The organism is Chryseotalea sp., assembly GCF_057350905.1.
The window spans coordinates 41,566-59,464 of sequence record NZ_JBMRCF010000015.1 but is presented as its reverse complement, the minus strand read 5'-3'; the positions used below and the strand labels follow the sequence as shown (position 1 = coordinate 59,464).

The following is a 17,899-nucleotide window of genomic DNA, read 5'->3' as shown; positions in this document are numbered from 1 at the left end:
TTAATGTTATGATTCGTTTTTTAGTTTTAAGCATAACCATGTTACTTACGCTTTATGTTAAAGCACAGCCAAACAATGGCAACCCTGGTAATGCGGCACCAAGGGTAATTCCTGCTTCACCTGAGGCATCAAGTCTGGGCAAGTTTGCTGATGTACCGGTAAGCTTGTACACAGGTACACCAGAAGTGAGCATACCGCTATACGATTTATCAAGAGGAAGCATAAACCTTGGTATCGGTTTAAGTTACCATGCTTCTGGAATTAAGGTAGAAGAAATGGCGAGTTGGGTAGGTATTGGTTGGGCGTTAAATGCGGGAGGTGTTATAACCAGAACTGTAAAAGGTAAACCGGATGATTGTGATCATGGTCAGGGCTTTTTAGAATATGCTCCTGGTAAATCACCAACCTGGATTGCTTCACAAACTCAAGTGCAACAGACAGCATTATTTCAAGAGATAGCTGAGGGTACAGCGGATGCAGAACCGGATATGTACTTTGTAAATGTTAATGGTATAACTGCTCAATTTACTTTTGATTGGAATGGTAATATTGTACAAAACGAAGATAAGCGACTTAAAATTGTAAAAATTCAGGACGTTGGTTCTGCAAATCCTTATAAAATTTTGGGATGGGACGTAACAGATGATCAGGGAACTGTGTATAAATTCAGAACAATTGAAACAACCAATGCGGACCCGGTTGGTGTTACTGGTGATGCGCGGAACGGAACTTTTGCATCATCATGGTACCTGAGTGAAATTGTTGATGTAAATAATGAAAACTCTATTCTCTTAACATACGATTCTTATATATTGGATTACAAATTTCAAGCAAGTGTAAATATTACACATTTGATTGAGTCGTATTATGATTTCAATTGCGGTGGCGGATATCCCGGAGTGTTATCCCAAACCAATACCAGAACTTATGTAAGCGGAAAAAGAATCAGTCAAATAAAAACTGATGACAATACTCTTGTTATTGACTTTATTCCTGGATTAGCAAGAACTGATACAGAGCAACTTTGGCCATCAGGATATTCTACTAATTTTAAAATGTTGGATAAAGTGATTGTAAAAGATGTAAATAGTAATGAGATCAAATCTTTCGATCTTGAACAAGATTACTCTAATGGAAGACTGACTTTAAAATCTGTGGTACCCCAAGTATCAGGACAAAATGCATCGCCACCTTTTAGTTTTACCTACAACTCCTTAGACTTACCATCAGCTGTATCAAAAGCTCAGGATCACTGGGGGTATTTCAATGGTGAGAATACGAATTCCCATTTAGTGCCTGCCCAAAATGTTGCAACTTACGATAACGGAACCATCTTTGCTGGGGGAGCTAACCGTAATGCAAGTCCTACGCATACGAAGGCAGGGTCATTAGAAAAAATTACATATCCAACTGGAGGTTATACAGAATTTAATTTCGAACCGCATGAGTATGGATATATTCAATCCACCCCCATTACATATTATCCTAAGTTAGGCACCATAACGCAAGGGGTATCCATGACAGAGCAGGAAATTCAGGGAACGAACACCACCAAATCTCTTAATGTTGTCATAAACGAAAATCCAGAACGACCAGGTCAAGATGTGCCGGTGACAATTAGCTGGACTGCATTTACTGATGCTGTAACTGGTGCAAAGAAACCATGGGTAAAAATTTATAACATCAATACCCCTTCAACGCCAAGGATTTACTTTGTGTTTGGTATGCAAGATCCTAATGTCGGTCAATCGGGCACTGATAACATAGAATTAGCTCCAGGAACTTATGTAATTCAGGCCAGCTGCCAATTATTTGATGAAGTCAATGATTACGCAACTATTAGTGTTCAATACGAGCAATTTTCAACAACACCTTCATTTAAAAAGATGGCAGGAGGCCTTCGGATAAAGGAAATCAGACAATATGCTTTCACTGGAGATCCTGATTACAAAACCAGACAATTTTCTTACACACTTCAACCAGGTAGTTTGGGATCCAGCCCTGATAATGTATCAAGTGGCGTAATTTATCAGGAACCTATTTATGGATATGAAATTAAAAGATATTGTTTAACAGAGCAGGGAGAACTGGATACCAGATATTATGTGCGTCTAGCCAATAATGTTACCGTGCTTGGACTTACACAAAATAGTTACATTGGTTACAGGGAAGTTGTGACTACCTATGGAAATGGTAGTGTCATAAATGGAAAAACAATTTCGGAGTTCACCAGTCCTTATACCTATAACGATGTTATTTACACAGAACTACCATTCAGACCAGCTGGATCAAGAGCCTTCAAAACAGGTTTATTACGCAAACAATCTGACTTTAAATACTTAGGTGGCAATTATCAAATTGTAAGGGAGAAGAGTAATCAGTACACATTCGCTGAAACAAATTCAACTGGTTTGGCTGTCTTGTTTTTGGGAGGTAATCAGTTGTATAAAAATTACAAGTCTGGTTTTTATGATGTTATTATTGGTAAGAGTGCAGTGGAAAATTCAATTGATAGAGTTTATGCTTCTGACGATGTTAATAATAACGGAATTACAGAAATTAATTATACATATACCCCAAGCTTAAGTCATGTGAGAGAAGAGTCTAAAACCTCAAGTAGTGGTCAATTGGAATCAACAACATTTAGCTATGCATACGATTATACCAACCCAAGTCAAACAATCAATAGTATGACTACTTTAAATATGGTTGGTACTCCAATCGAAATAATTAGGAAAAAAAATGGCTTAATTGTCGCTGCGGAGTATAATGAATTTCATGTAGTCTCTGGTAAAATCAGACCTAAGCAAAAACTTAGCTTAAGTATAACCTCTCCCTTAAGCACTTTTAACTATTCAAAGGATGCTGCATTGGGTGTACCAGACAGTCGCTATGAACAAAAAGTTAGTTTCGACCTATTCGACAACAAAGGGAATATATTGCAATTCACGACAGCAGATGGAACTACTAATTCTTATCTGTGGGGCTATCATTCAACTTATCCGGTAGCTGAGATAAAAAATGCAACCTATCAGCAAGCAAAAAGTGCCCTGGGTATCGCTACCCCCACAATCGATTTGGGATCTGGTGCTTTGAGCCCAAGTCAGATAGCCTCTTTGAAATCTTCTCTGGCAGGAGCTTTAATCACAACGTATTCCTATCTACCTTATATTGGTTTGTATTCAGCAACAGATCCAAATGGAATAACAACCACTTATGAATATGATGACTTCAGAAGATTGAAATGGATAAAGGACAATAATGGAAATGTTGTTAAACAGATTTCTTACAAATATAAGACTCAATAATATTGAACATTTGCTAATCTTAAACTCCTCAGCGTTCAAAAATGGACGCTGAGGCTTTTCAAATCAAGTTGAATTAAAAAGTATTGACACGCTTAGCCTTCATAGTCTTTATCATCTTTGCCTTGCAGCTAACTGGGTCAAATCTCCATGCCCAGCAAGCAAGTATTTCTTTATCAGAAAAACATTTGGCCAAAGTTGAGAAGACAAAGTCACCTGCCAAAAAACTACAGAAGTACCGCAAGTTCTATAGTAAAGACAGCCTGAAACTTTTTAAGCAAGCAGACCGCTTTATACAACATTTTACGGATAGCGTAAGCAAGGCAGGAGAGAAGGTAAACGCAAAAAGAGAAGGCATACAAGATAAAGTGCTTGGAGCACCAGCGCGCATGGAACAACGCCTGCAACGCAAGGCAGATGTATTACAGGCCAAAGCAAGCTTACGCGAAAAAGATTATAAACTCAGTAAGGAGTGGGAGCGTTATTACACAGGCAAAAACCTGGAGGCTTTGTATTGCTATATGCGCTTTTATATCACGGAGTGGGAAACGGAGTCTGCGCATATTCAATTACCACTCAACAAATCGTTGGCGGGTAAACACCTGGCGCAGGCAGAGGCTGCTCAAGCAGAAGTGCAAAATAATCTGAACCTGAATGATCCACTCGCCAAAGGAAAAGCATCGATAACTAATTACAAGCAAGAATTAACTTCTCATAAAGCAACTAACAAGCTGCGTAAACAAAGTAAAAAAGTAGAGAAATACCAGGCGCAGGCTGAGGCTTATAAAAAAGTCTATGGAGACTTGCCCACCTCCAAAGATGGTGTGATTGATTTTGGTGAATCAAAGCTTGCTTCCTTCGCGGCACAACGCAAGGAGATGAAGGAATTTGAATCACTCAAGAAAGAGTTGGGTAAAAACACCATGGCCAATCCCTGGGAGAATGACTACAAAGCACAGGCCGATCAGTTACAGGATTCTACCTACCTGAAAGAGCAAGCACGCAAGAAGGCCGAAGCACTAGCCATGCAGTACATTGAAGAGAATCCTGCTGTAGTAGAAAAAGTACAGAAGAAGATGGCGCTTCTGATGAAGAAGTATTCAGTAGTCCCCAACTCCAACGACCTGAGCTCAGCTGTTAAGCGTTCATCGTTAGCAGGAGCACCCCTCAAACAGCGTTTGCATGTGGCCACTAATTTTCAGGTGATCAGTCTTGATCCTTTCTCTATTGATTTTGCTCCGGCCCTTGGTTATAAGTTCAATAGAAATCTTATCATGGGTATCGGTGGCACCTATCGGGAGACATTTACTAAAAAGCAAAGCAAACTTTCACCGGAAGTATTGGGCTATAAAACATTTGTGAGTTACGATGTGATCAAATCCATTTTTGCTTATGGTGAGTTCGCCAACAACTCGCCCGGTTTTGAGAAAACAGAAACGGGGAATCACAGAATCTGGAAACCGGCTTTGTTGGCAGGAGCAGGGCGCAAGTTTTTAGTGCACCGTAAAGTGGAAATGACCTGCTTAGTCGCCTATAACTTTTTACACGAAGCCAACGACCCTGTTTATCCGCGCCCCTTGGTCGTGCGTGTAGGCTTTCAGCTAAGCGAATTGGCGATGATGAAAAAGTGATGGCAAATAGAACCGCTGTAATTTAGTTTTGAATAAACGAGACTGAAACAAAAGAAACTAATGCCCACATTTAAAGCATCAATAGAGATAATAGGCATCAACCCATTCGTATTTGTGCCTGACGAAATCCTGTTGCAAATTTTCAAGGATGCCGGTAAGGACAAAGGTCACATTCCCATCTGTGGCATGATTAACGGTAAACCCTATACACAAACCTTGGTAAGGTATAGCGGACATTGGCGATTGTACATAAACACCATCATGCTGAAAGATTCGCCCAAGCGTATTGGTGAAATGATAGACATAAGCATTGAATTTGACAAAAGGGATCGTACGATAAAGCCACATCCCAAACTGGTGAAAGCGCTGCGTTCAAATAAGCAGGCGAAGCAAGTATTTGACACACTATCCCCTTCAATGCAAAAAGAGATTGTACGTTATATCTCTTCCTTAAAATCCGAAGCAAGTGTTGATCGTAATATAGATCGAGCCATTGGATTTTTATTGGGTAAGAACAGGTTTGTAGGCAGGGATAAACCATAGCACAGGTATCCTTCTTTGTGATACGTATTGACATAAACCGTAGAGCCCGCAGAGGTTCGCAAAGATGAAGTTATTGCACTGTGAACAACTGCATTCTTCGCGCTAAGATTAGATTGATTTTTTCTTATCCTCATTTCCTTCTTCGGGCACGGTACTTATTGTTACGTATTGAATAAACCCGTGCTTATGCTACGGTTTCTATTTATTAGTTTTAATTAATTGTCAAATCTCACACAAGTCCACCGAGTGTAGCTTCATCAATTTCATGTCCTCCATCAAAAGTGATCACCTCAGCAGGCACGTTTAGTTTTTGTGTAAGCTTCTCCATGTGTACCAGTCTTTCATCGCTGAGGAAGTGGTCATTCTTTCCATAAACCAGTTGAACCTTCTTGTTAAGCAATACTTCATGGCCTTTTGCAAAGTCCATATCGTCAGGAAACATGCCAGCCCATAAAAGGAGTCGATTGAATTGTATGGTGTTTTCTAACACCCAACGTGAGGCAGTTGCGGCACCTTGCGAAAAACCAAGTACAGTAATGTCCAGGTCTTTTCGCTTACCTATTTCTTGTTGGTAGATTGTATTGAGATAGGTCAAATAATTCTCAATGTCCATCAAACGGTTCTCACGCGTCATCCAGGTAGCACCAACGCGCTGGCTGCCACCCTGGCTTCGCTTTGTTACATCTTCTATATAAAAGCGGGAGAGACCTTCTGGCGCAATTATATAAATGCCGTGAGCTTCAAGGCTTTTGAATTTTTTTAAGAAGTACTCTGCTAGCTGACCGTAACCGTGCAAGACAAACCAGACTTTCTTAGTTTGGGCGCTCAGCGTACCCAAAGTCTGGTACCTGGCACTAAATTTAAAATTGATGCTAAGAGTATTCATAAAACAAAAAAGGCTTTCCGTTAAGAAAGCCTTCGTATAATTTTAGTTTGAGTAATTAACGCTTAAATCCTAAAGCACTACCACCACAATACGAAGCAGAACCGTCAAAGGTGTATTGGATGTAATAGATACCTGTTGCATTGCATGGGTAGGCTATAGCCGAAATAAACTGACCATTTACCTTGCTTGAAGCAACCTTGTTTCTGTTAGAATCATACAAGCTTACGACAATACCATCTGTATTTGCACCAGCAGCACAAAGGTTAATCATGTACTGAGTTCCTTTTGTGAATACGTAGCTATACTCAACTTTGTCCTTGGTTCCACCCAGACCATCAATTTTATAGCTCTTTAAAAAATTGAATCCTGTTGCCAATTTTGGAATGCATTGGTTGCTAAGTCCTTCTGCATCACACTGTCCGATTACCGTTGCTGAACTGGCAAACAAAACAAGGAATGTAAAAATTATTAATTTTTTCATAAGGGTATTGAGAGTATGCTTAATTGATAATTTTATTTCTAACCGACTTAATCGCATTGCCAATGTTCGCAATGTTTTCAGGGGTGATGTCGATGGTTGTTGTGCTGTTATCTTTAATAACCATAACCCCATCAACAATTTCAAATGTTGATTCCTTGTACGTATAAGTAATATTCACTTTTTCGTATTCCTTCTTTACTGCCTCCATGTCATTCAACAATGATGCCATATTAGGATCTGAATCTTTGTAAAAAGACAAGAGCAACATGATATTCTCCAAAATTACCTTTTGTTCTCCAATAGTTTCCTGTAATTGTTTGTTAGAGAGGTTAGATTGAGCCACGTTGCATACAATATGAACCGCCTCCAACCAACCACCTGCCAAAAGAAGGATGCTTAAATTAGCTCTGCTTTGTGTTTGTAAATAATGGTTAATGCTATTAAAGTTTTGGGTCGTAATCAGGAGCAGAGAATCAAGATTTTTGCTGTTAGTAGCCAGGCGTCCAATGGTCTCAATATCAAAAAACTGACCAATATTTAAGCCATCGGCCAAATCCTTGATTGATGCCATGTATTTAACGCCATCCTGATTTTGCTCGTAGATATTAGTGTACCCTAAGTCAGTACCATAGATTCCCAAATTAAGAGCCTTCTTATATGAAGAATTGTATTTTGAAAGGTTATCAGGGGTGTTTAAGTAGGATACATTATACTTTTGGCCTGATTCCTTCAATAAAACGGAAATTTCAAGTGGGGCTGGTATTTGCTGCAGGATATCTCCAATGACTTCTTCAGAAATAGAGGGGCCTTCAACTTTGGCAGAATCAAGACTTTCGAGAAACTCAGTTTCTGAAGGTTTCTTTCCACCGCAGGCGGCTAAAGTTGCCGCTAGTATTACAATTGATAGTTTAACAATTCTCATATTGAAAATTTGACTGTACAAAGTTATAAAATCGCTTTTCCTAACCAAACGCACCTTTTACTTCTTACCAGGCAGTTTAACGCTCAGGTTCAGGTTACTGGCCTTATCTAAAGCCTTTTTCAGGAGCTCAAAATAGAGGGTAATATAAAGGATTACTGACATCAACCAAATGATGATTAGATCAAACCAGAAGGTATCAATTTGCATTCCTACAAAGTTCTTATAGGGAGCAAAAAACTGAGCCCTGTAGTCTAAAGGACCTTTGGTTTTAGGATCCATGAAGATTGGGTTAATCTGCTGGACAAGTTGCCCGTTGTATTCAATCACGCGGTCTTTTTCTGAGATATTCATTACCAGGTCTGCCAGGCTCTCATTGTAATATTGGTTCTTATAATCGTTAAGGTTATAATCCATTTCCTTATTGCTCTCGAAGTAGGCAATCATGCGTTCGCGAAGCGCAATTTTCTGGTTATAGGTTTTCTGATACTGGTCTTTATAGTCTGCCAGATATGTCTCTATCGTTCTAAAGGTTGCATTTGAGTATCCCTTCGCGGTTAACACTTTATCCAGGTCTATTTGTGCCAATCCTTCTTTAAAGGGTTCGTGTTGGATCTCCTCTCTTAGTATGCGTAACTCTTTATCGACAATACGCAGGATGGAGTCATTTTTAGATTCAAAATGATCGTTTGCGTAACGGTTTCTTTTCTTGAGTTCTTCTACCAGGAAAGCTGTTTTAAAATCAGCCTGAGCTTCTTCCTTTTCAAGGGCAAAGTAAGGTGCCTCATAGCTGTTATTCTTAAACTGGTAAACGGCCAAGGCTTCGTATGCCCAGCGCGATGCCATCATATCTGCAATTACAGGTACTTTACCTTTTGTGCTGATAATATTATTCAGTTTATCAAAACTAAATAACAAACCACTCAGAATCATTTGAGGAATGAGCAGGAGCGGGATCATGACATAGACTGTAACGGCCGAATTAAAGGCTGAAGAAATATTAAGCCCCAGTATGTTTGCGAAACACGAGGTAGTGAAAAGCACAAACCAAAAGGGCAGGAGCATAGCCCATTCAATTTCCAGGATAAGATTGCCGATCAATACAAAAGTCAGCGTTTGCAATGCTGAAAGTGAAAACAGAATAATAATTTTTGATTGCAGATAACTATTCCAGCTTAAATTGAGGAATGATTCGCGTTTCAGAATTTTCCTGTCCCTGATAATTTCTTCCGCACTCACCGTTAAGCCCATGAAAAGCGCTACGATAATAGACATGAGCATGAAGGCCGGGAAGTTATCATTAAAGCGGAAGAGATATTCCTTGCCGCCTGGCGCACTTCTATATTTGATAATGAAGGCAAGAATAGCAGCCAACAAAGGCGCTTCTAATAAGTTAATAAGCAGGTATTGCTTATTGCTCAACTTAGCCAGTGTATCTCGGGTAGTGAATATTAAGGTCTGCTTCCATTTACTGGGTAGAAACAATGATTGAGCTGGCGCTTCTTTAATGTCTTCGACACGGTTAATTTTGAAACGCTCTGCATATAAATCGTACCACTGTGGGGGACTTATTTTTCGTTTATTGGTTGGTTGGCCGTATTCATCAACAACCTTTGCTTCAATAATATTGAAGATTTGTTCAGGGTTAACATTACCACAAGTTTCGCACTGACCACGATTGCTATCTACCTGATGGGTTGATTTTTTAAAATAGGTTACTGCTTCAACAGGAGGGCCATAATACGCAGGGTAACCACCCGTATCCATGATGATCATCTTATCAAACATTTTATAGATGTCTGACGATGGTTGGTGGATAACAACGTAGATAAGCTTGCCTTTTAGCGAAAGTTCTTTGAGTAAGTCGATTACATTTTCAGAATCGCGTGAAGACAAACCTGATGTGGGTTCATCTAAAAATAATACTGCAGGTTCACGAATAAGTTCCAATGCAATATTGAGTCGTTTACGCTGACCGCCAGAGATAGTTTTCTCCAAAGGATTGCCCACCTTTAAATCTTTGCGCTGATCAAGGCCAAGGTTCTCCAGAACTTCCATCACCCGCTGATGCAATTGCTCTTCTGTGAAGTTGGCAAAGCAAAGCTTGGCGTTATAATAAAGGTTTTCGTAGACAGTTAATTCTTCTATGAGTAAATCGTCTTGGGCTACATAGCCAATAACCCCCTGAATCTTGTCTTTCTCTTCAAAAATATTGAAGCCGTTAATAATGATTTCCCCTTTCGTAGGCTTAACCAATCCGGCTAAAACATTTAGTAAAGTTGTTTTACCGGCACCACTGGCCCCCATAATACCAATGAGTTTACCAGGGCCTTCTGCAATCATTACATTGCGCAAACCAATACCTCCATTGGGGAACTGTAACTCATCAATGCGCGCATTGAAAGAAAGCCTCGCAGTTTTGAGTTCTTCGTTAAAGTTTGCAACGGTATCGCTATAGTAAATAGCATTACCGGCTTGTGTTTTAATAGTACTGCCGGGCGAGAAAAGGTAAAGCCTGCCATTGCTCATGGGGAAACCATTGAGCATGTTAATTTCCGGCCCCAGGTAGCGCACATAGAACATGTCAACGCTTTGTACGCGCATGAAGAAAAGAAGCCCTTCTACATGCCCGTGCAGGTGATGGTAGACCGCATTAGGATCTTTATCGCCTTCTTCTACAACCAGTATATCGGTAAACTGCAGCGCCTCTTTGTCTGCACCGGTAATAAAACTTTCGATCAGGTTGTATTCTGTTTCAACAATATTAAAAACAGTAGATACTGTATTGATAATTTCTTTGCGCTGAGGGGAGAAGTTTTTATCTACGCTTACCAGTTCCAAAAGCTTGGTCAATACAACAACCTTTTGTTTTTGTGTAAGTGTTTTGTTGATCTTTTTACAGATACCAAGTGTGCGTACGGAGTCCTTAACAGAGGTCAGTTTCTTTTTGCCATCCTCTTCTTCGGTTTTACCATATCCCACGAACTCATCGTACAGGGCGAGATACTCCTTAACCGTGTCCTGATCAAGTTCAGTTTGGAAGAAGTTAATTACATATTGTCGCTCGCGTTCTGTAACCCCGCCATCTTGTTTGGTAATGATGGCAAAAAGTTGGGTTAACGCCTTGAGTATTTCCTCACTCATCCTCTATAAATTAAAAAATTCAAGATCAGAGATTCAAAATTTTACCAATGAACCCTCAATCTTGAATTTTGAACGTTGTATCTTGAATTATTAGTAGGTTTTGAACTCAAAGGGAATCTCTACTAATTCAGAGAATTCCTGTCCGGCTTCTTCCATATCTTCATCATCTTCATGGAAGTACCATACGATCTTCATACCCTTGATATCTTCCAAAGCAGAAAGTACATCAAGAATAAGTTTAGAAGATGCAGTATTGAAATACTCCAGCTTTAGGGTAAACTCAGTAGATGGATTAGGATCTTTGCCGTAGCTGGTGATCCAATCAATAACAGGACGATAAAATTCAGCAGAATCTTCTGGCAGGGAACGGCCTGAGATCTCGAAAATACCATTCTTTTTATCGAGCATTATTTTAGGTGTATCTTCCGTTCCTTCGAGATTAAGAATTTCCATTGTATGTGCAGTTTATAGAGTTCAACATGTTTTAGATTAGCCTTCGCGTGGTACGTTAACCTTGAGGCAGAAGAAGTTGTAATCGGCATTCATTTCAGGGAAATCGAATTCCAATTTCTCGCCCGACTTACGCGCCATATCAACAAAGCCAAGACCAGCACCGCCCTTTTCAGAGATTTGCGTGTTCTTAATAATCTCTTTGTACATCTCCTTTAGACCTTCTTTATCTAACTGGTTTAGTTCATCAAGTTTACGCTTCAAATCTGCGGTAACTGATTTTTTAATGGGGTTCCCAGTCATGATGGAGTAGCGATCCGGCTGCTTGCCAATCATGAAAATAGCACTTTGGCTTGTCAGGTTTCCGGCAGCGGCATTGGCCTCACTACTGTGCTTAACAATGTTTTGTAGTGACTCAACCATGACGTTGAATACCTTCCGTTTAATACCTGATTCTTCTCCCGAAGAATCGAGGTTGCGTTCAGCCATTGCCAGAATAGACTTCGTGGTTTCCTGGGTAAATTCTCCCTGGTAAACGATAATCAGGTTCTGCGCCATCATGGCGCGGTGCAAGTCGTAGATGTAGTTCATTGGCCCATTGTGGGTTAGTTGGGAATGAGATAAAGTTAACTAAGTTTTACTATTTCAGTGCCCTTTCGGGCTCAAATCTGCATTATTTTCTACACTTTTCTAAGTACGGCTTAAGTCGGTGATTAATTGTCTTTAATAACCTAACGATCTGCCTATTGTATTTAAAATTTAATACCAATCAGGAGCACGTCATCGGTCTGCTTATGCTCGCCTCTCCAGCTCTCCCATTCGTCATCAAATATCGTATGCGCTTCAGTCATTGGTAATTTATGCACGCGTTCAATTACTTCTCTCACCTTTTTAGGACCAAACTTACGACCTTCGGGGCCGCCAAACTGATCAGGGAAACCATCGGAGCTAAAGTAGATGGAATCGCCTTTTCCTAAGGTTAATTTAGTATTGGTGAAGTTGGTCTGGTTTTTATAAATACCGCCACCGATCGGGAATTTGTTACCCTTTACTTCTTCCATTACACCATTTTTCATGGCATATAGCGGACGGTGTGCACCAGCATATTCAACTTCGCGACTGTTCATGTTTATCTTACACAAAGCGATGTCCATACCATCCTTGGTTGTAGAGTCTTCATCCTGGCGAAGGGTTTTAGTAACACCCTCATCGAGTAAATCCAGGATTATACCCGGCTCGGTAATTTTCCGGCTTCGTACGATGTCATTCAATAAGAAATAGCCAATCAAGGAAAGCAAGGCGCCTGGTACTCCGTGACCTGTACAGTCAACGGCTGCAATATAAATATCATCTTTTACCTGCATGTACCAAGGGAAGTCACCACTGACCACATCTCGTGGTTTATACAAGATGAATGAATCCGGTAAGGTTTTATTGATAACACGGTTATTAGGTAAGATCGCTGTTTGAATACGCTTGGCGTAGTTGATACTTTCTGTGATCTTCTTGTTTTTATTCTGAATTTCAAGTTCGATCATCTTACGCTCGGTAATATCGTGAGATACAACGAGTACGGATTCCAACTTGCTGTTTTCATCAAATTCAGGAATGGCATTTACCTGCATAACACGCTGGCCGAGTTCTGAAGGGAAGTCCATTTCGGTAGCTACTGTTTTATTAGTAGCATTTACTTCTTCCAGCACCCTTAACCAACCATTGATAATAGCCTGGTCGATATCGGTATCCTGCATCTTTCTGTTAAGGAACAGGGAAGGTTTTTGACCCGTGTAAGATTCAATAACAGGGTTGATATAGGAGATGGCTTCGTTTTCCAGACGTGTAATAAGATCGGGTGAGTTTTCAGAAAGCGCCTGCATTTTAGAACGCATGCGTGTTTCCTGTTCTGCTCTTCTGCGCTCGGTAATATCGCGCGAGTTGAGAATGAAACCGTGAATGGCCGGATTTGACATGGCATTAGTACCAGTAGTTTCTATCCAGATAAATTCGCCACTCTTTGTTTTGTATTCGTATTGTACGGAGGCTCTTTCTTCAGGGTGTTCTCTGAGTTTTTGGAAGAAGCCTTTCATTACTTCGTGGTACTCAGCTTTTACATTGTCGATATCACTATGGCCAATCAACTCTTTCTGTTCATAACCAAGAATTGTTTCTACAGAAGGGGAGATGTAACGGATCGATTCATCATCTTCATAGATGGTAATAACCTCTGAAGCATTTTCGAGTAGTAATTGCATACGTTTTTGCGTACGATTTACTTCTTCAATCTGTTCTTCGAGTTTTTTGTTAGAACGTTCCAACTCTTCGGAAGTAGCCTGCATCTCTTCAGCATTCTGGCGCAATACTTCTCCTTTTTCCTGAAGTTCGTTACTCATTTTCTGAGATTCTTCAAGCAGTTTGCGGGTGCGTTCGTTTACTTTAATATTAAAGATGGTACGGGCCAGGATCAAGCTTAGTTCTTTTACAAAGTTGATCTGAGAGGGTGTGAATTTTTTGAAACCGGCAAACTCCAGTACGCCATATACTTCTTCATTGGTAATTAAGGGTACAATGAGCAGGGCAGTAGGGCGTTGATCGCCTAACAAACCCGAAGTAAGGGTTACATAGTCATCAGGAATTTCAGTTCTTACAATGGTATCTTTCTCTGCTACAGCCTGTCCGACTAATCCTTCAGCAAAGCGGAAGGAACGCTTTAAATATTTTTTACGGCCATAGGCATAGCTCGCACGCATTTCAATAAGTTTCTGCGACTCGTCATCGTCATTGACCACATAGAAAGCACCTTGAATGGCTTCAATTTTATCGAGAATGAATTTGATAACATCATCGCCCATGCCTTCGATGCTATCGTGCATACGCAGTACCTCACTGATACCGGCCACACCACGTACAATCCAGTTTCTTTCATTATCACGTTTTTCATTCTCTACCAGGTTTTGGCGCATGTTAATGAGCGACATACCCAATAAATCGTTTTCGCTGGCTGGTGTAAATTGTGAGTCGTATTTACCTTCTCCTATGCGCTGGGCAAACTGCGCATTGTTCTTGAGGGTGACTACGAGCTCATCTACCTTACTGGCCATTTGACCGAATTCATCTTTGCTATGTTCTTCGGTTGTTTCAGGCAGCACACCTTGTGCCACTAGGTTAAGTGTATTGCGTACATCCAGTAGGGGGCGGGTTAATGCCCGTGATAAAGTCATGGTCAGCAGCAGGGCTAGCGCCATAATGCAGATGCCTGCATACATGAATACACGTGTCAGGCTTCCATCTTTCGAATCGGCCTCAGACTTCGTAATTTTAGTAAGCAATACCCAGCCCGTATTATCGATTTTTTTCAAAATGCGATAAACTTCTTCACCGCGTGTATCTTTTGCCTGGTGCAGCTTTTCTTTGGATTTGTCTTCTGCCTGAAGTGTTTCCACCAGCTCTTTATTTTCAACAACCCGAATGGGGCCCTCCGGATCAAGACGGGTAGGGGTAATGATGGTAAAGGTTTTTAGTATGGGGTCCTGGCGGAGTAGAATAGTTTCACCGGTTTTTCCAAGACCTGTATAGTTGGTTAAATAAGCGTTGACATCATTCAGGGAGTATCTGATAATGATGATTTGTGTTTCTCCACCAATATCAATGGGAGCCGCAGCAAAACCATAATAATCTTTTTCCTGCTTATACACTGCGCTGAAATAAAACCCCATTTTCCCTTTATCGAAGGTAGCGCCATCAGGATCTTTGAAGTTACCGGATTCACCCTCAGTTGATTTAAGGATGCTTCCTTTTGGTGTCACCACCATGATCGATTCAAAGCCAAAAAGATCTTTTTGTGTCTGCAGAAATGATACTACAGGATCGCTTCCTGTCAGGCTATCACTTTCACCACCCTGATCTCCGCCACCGAACATATCCATGAGGTCCATGCCACCTTCGTCAGCAGCAGGTGTACTCTGGTTTTTAAGCACATCTGAATTTTGCAAGATAACAAGTGCTTGCTTAATACGTTCTGCCTGCTGGTTTACATAGGCGGCCTTGGTGTCGGCCAATGCGCCCAGCGTGGCAGCATACTTTTCGTAAATGTTCTTCTTGTTAAAGTCCTTTGTGAAGAAACTAATAGCCACTATGGCAAGTCCTGTAAGCAGCAATACTAGCAGACTGATCTTCGTACTTATTTTTATATTCTTCAGCATAATATCTTACACGTTTGCGCTTAATAGATTAGCGGCATCTTCTACAAATTTTCTCTGGTTTTCAGTGAGTGCTTTAAAAGTGGACAATTCCCAGACACCAATCACTTTTTCGTCTTTCTTTAAAGGCGTAATTAGCAAATAACGTGGAGAGGCCATCCCCAATCCTGATGCTATTTTCATATAGCCTTCAGGTACCTCGTCAATGTAAAGGGTTTTACCAACTACAGCAGACTGACCTATCAGACCTTCGCCTAAATCAAATTTAATGGTTGTGTTTTCACCAATGGTAAGTGCATAGCCTCCCGACAATTCAATCCACCTTCTATCTTCTTCTTCCCTAAATGCGTAAAGTGCACCCTGACCAGCCTCCAGTTGCCTGCAAATAGTTTTAAGCGCTTGTAGAATAGCGCCTTTTCCACCTTTCTGAGCAATTTGTTTAATTTCTGTCAGGTCGATATTGCCATCAGCAGTGTTAGTCGACTGCGAAGAGTCACCCGCATTGCTGTTGGTCTTTTCTTTGAAAACCAATATTTCCTTTTTATTGCGAAGAGCAATGATCAATGAAGCTCCACCCAAGAGTGTGCTGAGGCCCATAAATAACCAAACCTGTCCGCTATTTTCAGCCTGCAAGGAATAAACCGCATAAGCAGTTGCCCCGAGTCCGATAACAAAAAGTACGGCCAGAAGGAGGCTTATACGGTGAGGATCAATTGCTTTCATCATTATTTGTATTGCTTGTCTAACTCTTTAAAAAACTCCACAATTTGGTCAACCTTTAGCACATGATCAATTTTTGTTACAGCTAAGGCTGCTTTAGGCATTGTATCGATCATACACTCTGTGGGCTCCTGAACAATGGTCAGTCCGCCTCGCTCGCTAATATGCTTCATCCCCAAAGCACCATCTTTATTGGCACCAGACAGTAAAATGCCAATGAGCTTATCCTTGTAAACATAAGCACAAGTGCCCAAGGTAATGTCAATAGCAGGGCGGGAATTGTTTACCATTTCTTCTGTTGACATGGCAAAATAATTCCCCAACTCCACTGACATATGGTAATTAGCCGGTGCCAGGTAAATTCCACCCTTCTTAATCTGCTCTTTATCATTGGGTTCTGTTACAGGCGCTACGCTTTTAAGCGACAATGCCTCCACAAAACCATGGCGCACGTGCTTAAGCCTGTGCAAAGCCATGATAATCGGTAGTGGAAAATTCTTCGGCAACTGCGAGAGGATTTTTATCATCCCCTGAAAGCTGCCTGCTGAACCTCCAATCACAACCGCCTTGTAGCTGTTATCTAAATTGAATTTGTTCATCGCTGACAACTTCGCTTAGTCCTTTATCTTTTTATAAACTTTCTCTTCATTATTCACCACAATAAAGCGGCTAGCGTAATCGCACCAAATCAATGATTCTTTGGAGCCGATGGCAAGGTATCCATACCTGAACAAGCTTTCGTGGAACTTCTTCAAAACCTCATTTTGCAGGGTTTGGTTGAAATAAATCATGACGTTTCGGCAAAGAATGAGGTCAAATTTGTTGAAGACTTCACCCATGACAAGGTCATGCTTTCTAAAAGAAACGTTCATAAGCAGGTTCTTGTCAAACACTGCATTACCATTTTCCTCCTTGTAATAATCTTTTAATGTTTTTGTGCCCTGAAAACGAATGTAGTTTTTCTCATTGAGCTCCATGCTTTTCATGGAGTAAGTAGCGGCTTTGGCACGCTCAATAATGTTAGTGTCTAAATCGCTGGCTATGATGGTAACGTCCTGGTGGATACCCATTTCCTTGAGCAGTATGGCCATTGAAACAACTTCTTCACCGGAAGAACAGCCGGCATGCCAGATTTTAAACTGCTTGTGATTAAGCATGATACCAGGGATAATCTCCTCACGGAGAATACGCCAAAAGCCTGGGTCGCGAAACATCTCTGTTACATTGACAGTCAGTTCGTCCAGAAATTCGTAGATGAAGCCTGGGTTATCCGTAAGCTTTTTGATAAGCCCGTCAACGTTCAGTTTTTTTAGCTCCAGAATGCGCAGCACCCTGCGCTTGAATGAAGACATCGCATAGTTGCGAAAGTCGTATCGGTATTTTTGGAAAATTACTTCCGTTATCCGCTTGAGGTCTGCAATGTCAATGTCCTGCATAGAGAACGGTTTAGCTCGGTTTAAGTCCATGTTTTAGTGCCTTGCCAACACATAATCGATACAAGCCACCAACCCACATAATTGGGAAAACAATATAGGTATTTGATGTAAATCGCTAACGATTTTATAGTTAAAAATGAATTTTAGTTTACAATGTTAAACATTAGACCGTAATGGAAGCCCCACAA

General features: G+C 40.7%; 13 protein-coding genes. 3 read left to right on the top strand and 10 right to left on the bottom strand.

Annotated features, from left to right (window positions below; all coding sequences use genetic code 11):
* Positions 1-38: 38 nt before the first annotated feature.
* The 3 genes from ACO1XM_RS16715 (at position 39) to ACO1XM_RS16705 (ending at position 5,479) form a co-directional block, all read left to right on the top strand.
* Positions 39-3,308 (top strand): RHS repeat domain-containing protein, encoded by a 3,270-nt coding sequence (locus tag ACO1XM_RS16715; RefSeq protein WP_486231074.1) that lies wholly within the window; start codon positions 39-41, stop codon positions 3,306-3,308.
* Between the two features lie 83 nt (positions 3,309-3,391).
* Complete coding sequence (locus ACO1XM_RS16710; RefSeq protein ID WP_486231072.1) at positions 3,392-4,936, top strand: hypothetical protein; 1,545 nt, start codon at positions 3,392-3,394, stop codon at positions 4,934-4,936.
* Between the two features lie 60 nt (positions 4,937-4,996).
* Positions 4,997-5,479, top strand: a complete 483-nt coding sequence (locus ACO1XM_RS16705; RefSeq protein ID WP_486231071.1) for a YdeI/OmpD-associated family protein — start codon at positions 4,997-4,999, stop codon at positions 5,477-5,479.
* 229 nt (positions 5,480-5,708) lie between these two features.
* Here ACO1XM_RS16705 and ACO1XM_RS16700 read toward each other — a convergent pair whose 3' ends face one another.
* The 10 genes from ACO1XM_RS16700 to ACO1XM_RS16655 form a co-directional block, all read right to left on the bottom strand.
* Positions 5,709-6,365, bottom strand: a complete 657-nt coding sequence (locus tag ACO1XM_RS16700; protein ID WP_486231069.1) for an alpha/beta hydrolase — start codon at positions 6,363-6,365, stop codon at positions 5,709-5,711.
* 55 nt (positions 6,366-6,420) lie between these two features.
* Positions 6,421-6,846, bottom strand: a complete 426-nt coding sequence (locus ACO1XM_RS16695; protein ID WP_486231068.1) for a hypothetical protein — start codon at positions 6,844-6,846, stop codon at positions 6,421-6,423.
* A 19-nt stretch (positions 6,847-6,865) separates the two neighbouring features.
* A complete protein-coding gene (locus ACO1XM_RS16690; protein WP_486231066.1) occupies positions 6,866-7,768 on the bottom strand; it encodes a hypothetical protein in 903 nt (300 codons plus the stop codon).
* A 57-nt stretch (positions 7,769-7,825) separates the two neighbouring features.
* Entirely contained in the window at positions 7,826-10,909 is a 3,084-nt protein-coding gene (locus ACO1XM_RS16685) for an ATP-binding cassette domain-containing protein (protein ID WP_486231064.1), read from the bottom strand.
* 90 nt (positions 10,910-10,999) lie between these two features.
* Entirely contained in the window at positions 11,000-11,362 is a 363-nt protein-coding gene (locus ACO1XM_RS16680) for a DUF1987 domain-containing protein (RefSeq protein ID WP_486231062.1), read from the bottom strand.
* Between the two features lie 36 nt (positions 11,363-11,398).
* Positions 11,399-11,950 carry a SiaB family protein kinase gene (locus ACO1XM_RS16675; RefSeq protein WP_486231060.1) on the bottom strand — a complete coding sequence of 184 codons (552 nt, stop codon included), beginning with the start codon at positions 11,948-11,950 and terminating at the stop codon, positions 11,399-11,401.
* A 161-nt stretch (positions 11,951-12,111) separates the two neighbouring features.
* Complete coding sequence (locus ACO1XM_RS16670) at positions 12,112-15,558, bottom strand: PAS domain S-box protein (RefSeq protein ID WP_486231058.1); 3,447 nt, start codon at positions 15,556-15,558, stop codon at positions 12,112-12,114.
* Between the two features lie 6 nt (positions 15,559-15,564).
* Complete coding sequence (locus tag ACO1XM_RS16665; RefSeq protein WP_486231056.1) at positions 15,565-16,281, bottom strand: GAF domain-containing protein; 717 nt, start codon at positions 16,279-16,281, stop codon at positions 15,565-15,567.
* Positions 16,281-16,874 carry a chemotaxis protein CheB gene (locus ACO1XM_RS16660; RefSeq protein WP_486231054.1) on the bottom strand — a complete coding sequence of 198 codons (594 nt, stop codon included), beginning with the start codon at positions 16,872-16,874 and terminating at the stop codon, positions 16,281-16,283. Before ACO1XM_RS16660 ends, ACO1XM_RS16665 begins: the two co-directional genes overlap by 1 nt.
* A gap of 15 nt (positions 16,875-16,889) precedes the next feature.
* Positions 16,890-17,741: a CheR family methyltransferase gene (locus ACO1XM_RS16655; RefSeq protein ID WP_486231052.1), complete on the bottom strand. Its 852-nt coding sequence runs from the start codon at positions 17,739-17,741 to the stop codon at positions 16,890-16,892.
* Between the last annotated feature and the right edge of the window lie 158 nt (positions 17,742-17,899).

Excerpts from the sequence above, each read along its gene's own strand:
- ACO1XM_RS16665 (WP_486231056.1), bottom strand. The coding sequence starts at position 16,281 with ATGATGAAAGCAATTGATCCTCACCGTATAAGCCTCCTTCTGGCCGTA.
- ACO1XM_RS16700 (WP_486231069.1), bottom strand. The coding sequence starts at position 6,365 with ATGAATACTCTTAGCATCAATTTTAAATTTAGTGCCAGGTACCAGACT.
- ACO1XM_RS16705 (WP_486231071.1), top strand. The coding sequence starts at position 4,997 with ATGCCCACATTTAAAGCATCAATAGAGATAATAGGCATCAACCCATTC.
- ACO1XM_RS16690 (WP_486231066.1), bottom strand. The coding sequence starts at position 7,768 with ATGAGAATTGTTAAACTATCAATTGTAATACTAGCGGCAACTTTAGCC.
- ACO1XM_RS16660 (WP_486231054.1), bottom strand. The coding sequence starts at position 16,874 with ATGAACAAATTCAATTTAGATAACAGCTACAAGGCGGTTGTGATTGGA.
- ACO1XM_RS16680 (WP_486231062.1), bottom strand. The coding sequence starts at position 11,362 with ATGGAAATTCTTAATCTCGAAGGAACGGAAGATACACCTAAAATAATG.
- ACO1XM_RS16675 (WP_486231060.1), bottom strand. The coding sequence starts at position 11,950 with ATGAACTACATCTACGACTTGCACCGCGCCATGATGGCGCAGAACCTG.
- ACO1XM_RS16685 (WP_486231064.1), bottom strand. The coding sequence starts at position 10,909 with ATGAGTGAGGAAATACTCAAGGCGTTAACCCAACTTTTTGCCATCATT.
- ACO1XM_RS16655 (WP_486231052.1), bottom strand. The coding sequence starts at position 17,741 with ATGGACTTAAACCGAGCTAAACCGTTCTCTATGCAGGACATTGACATT.
- ACO1XM_RS16695 (WP_486231068.1), bottom strand. The coding sequence starts at position 6,846 with ATGAAAAAATTAATAATTTTTACATTCCTTGTTTTGTTTGCCAGTTCA.
- ACO1XM_RS16670 (WP_486231058.1), bottom strand. The coding sequence starts at position 15,558 with ATGCTGAAGAATATAAAAATAAGTACGAAGATCAGTCTGCTAGTATTG.
- ACO1XM_RS16715 (WP_486231074.1), top strand. The coding sequence starts at position 39 with ATGTTACTTACGCTTTATGTTAAAGCACAGCCAAACAATGGCAACCCT.